We start from the raw sequence: 2,266 nt of genomic DNA, 5'->3' as shown, positions 1-2,266 counted from the left end.
GATCAGTGCAAGCCCGTGCGCCTCGATGAAGCCGATGCCGGTACCTGGCGCATCGCCTAGCAGGATCGCTTCCGGGCCCCGCCCGAAGAAGGAGCCGGCGATATCGGTGAAAAGCCCGCCGGCCGAGGCCAGCATCAGGAAGCCGGCGTTGAAGCGCACAAGCAGATTTCCGTGGAAGAGGGACATGATCGTTCCTTTCGGGGTTGGGAGTGATCACGGCGGTGCGCCGTGATCTGTGTCGGGTTGCGTTGCCAGCTCAGGCCGCTACGGCCTGCGGTTGGTTGGCGGGCTCGGCTGCTGCCGCCGTCGCCGTCGGCGCCTTGATGCCGAACCAGGTGACGTAGAGCGTCGGCACGAAGACCAGCGTCAGCACGGTCGCCACCATCAGTCCGCCCATCACGGCGTAAGCCATCGGTCCCCAGAACACCGTCGGCGCGATCGGGATCATGCCGAGGATGGCGGCCGCCGCCGTAAGCAGGATCGGCCGCAGCCGATGCGTGGTGGCGCTGATCACCGCGGCCCAGGGCTCTTCGCCGGCGGCAATGTGCTGGTCGATCTGTGCGATCAGGATGACCGAGTTGCGGATCACCATGCCGATCAGTGACATCACGCCGAGGATGGCGACGAAGCCCATCGGAGCACCTGACAGGAGCAGGGCGCCGGCAACGCCGATGATGGCGAGCGGTGCGGTGAGCAGCACCAGCACGAGGCGCTGAAAACTCATCAGCTGGATCATCAACACCGTCGCCATGATGAACAGCATCAGCGGAAAGACCACGAAAATGCTGGCCTGCGCCTTGGCGCTGTCCTCGATCACGCCGCCCTGTTCGACGCTGTAGCGCACCGGCAGCTCCGCCTTGAATCCAGCGATCGCCTTCTGCAGCCGCTTCGAGACGACGGTGGCGTTCTCGCCGGGCGCGACGTCGGCCTGCACCATCACGGTCGGCAGGCGGCCACGGCGCCAGATCAGCGGCGGCTCGGTCTGGTAGCTGAGCTTCGCCACCTGCTCGAGCGGCACGCGCCGTCCGCCCGACGCGCTGATCGTCAGGCCGCGCAGCGTGTCGATGCTGGCGCGTTCCGAATCCACGGCGCGGGCGACGATGTCGACGAGATAGGTATGGTCGCGCATCTGGGTGATCTTCGAGCCGGACAGGATCGCGTTGATCGTCTCCGACAGCTGCTGCGAGGAGATGCCCAGAGCGCGCGCCCGGTCCTGATCGACCTCGACCTTGATGACCTTGGCCGGCTCGTTCCAGTCGTAGTTGATATTGCGCACCGCGGCGTCGCTGCCCAGCACCTGCGCAAACTGCTGCGCAAGGCTGCGTGTCTTGTCCGGGTCCGGACCGGAGACGCGGAACTTCAGCGGCCAGCCGACGGGCGGCCCCAGCTCCAGCGGCGTGACGCGGGCCATGACGTCGTCGAAACCGGTCGACAGCTCGCGCTCCAGCCGGTCGATCACCGCCTGGCGCACGGCGTGGCCCTTGGTGACGACCACGGCCTGGGCGAAGAAGTCATTGGCAAGCTGCGCGTCGAGCGGCAGGTAGAAGCGCACCGCGCCCTGGCCGACATAGAAGCTCCAATGGTCGATGCCGGGATCGGAAGCGAGCAGCTTTTCGACGCGCTCAACGACTGCGTCCGTCGCCTTAATCGAAGCGGTGCGGGGCAAGGTGAGGTCGAGCATCACCTCGGGCCGGTCCGACTTCGGGAAGAACTCCTGGCCGACAAAGCCCATGGCCACGACCGCGAGCGCGAACAGGCCCGCGGTCGCCGACAACACCAGCCACTTCGCCCGCATCGCGGCTTCAAGCAACGCCTGGAAGCCGCGGGCGATGCGCGATGGCTGATGGCTGCCGCCATGGCCCTTGATGCGATCGGGCAGCAGGAAGACGCCGGTCAGCGGCGTGAACAGCACCGCCACGACCCAGGACACGACGAGCGCGATGGCGACGACCGCGAACAGCGAGAAGCAGTATTCGCCCGCGCCGCTCTTGGCGAAGCCCACCGGCACGAAGCCGGCGATCGTCACCACCGTACCGGTCAGCATCGGAAAGGCGGTCGAGGTATAAGCGTAGGTCGCGGCCGAGATCTTGTCGTAGCCTTCCTCCATACGGGCGATCATCATCTCGACCGCAATCATGGCGTCGTCGACCAGGAGGCCGAGCGCGATGATCAGCGCACCGAGCGAGATGCGCTGCAAGGAGATGCCGAAATACTCCATCGTGACGAAGGTGATTGCCAGCACCAGCGGGATGGCGACGGCCACAAC

The 2,266-nt window shown here is 66.3% G+C and carries 2 protein-coding genes; both read right to left on the bottom strand.

Annotated features, from left to right (window positions below):
* On the bottom strand, positions 1 to 186 hold a 186-nt coding region (locus EOA24_RS34885; RefSeq protein WP_210213636.1), incomplete at its 3' end, for a hypothetical protein.
* A 70-nt stretch (positions 187 to 256) separates the two neighbouring features.
* A partial coding sequence (locus tag EOA24_RS34880; RefSeq protein WP_133374785.1) for an efflux RND transporter permease subunit occupies positions 257 to 2,266 on the bottom strand: 2,010 nt, incomplete at its 5' end.

Source organism: Mesorhizobium sp. M2A.F.Ca.ET.039.01.1.1 (genome assembly GCF_003998035.1).
Lineage (GTDB): Bacteria > Pseudomonadota > Alphaproteobacteria > Rhizobiales > Rhizobiaceae > Mesorhizobium.
This window is presented reverse-complemented; position numbering and strand designations above follow the sequence as displayed.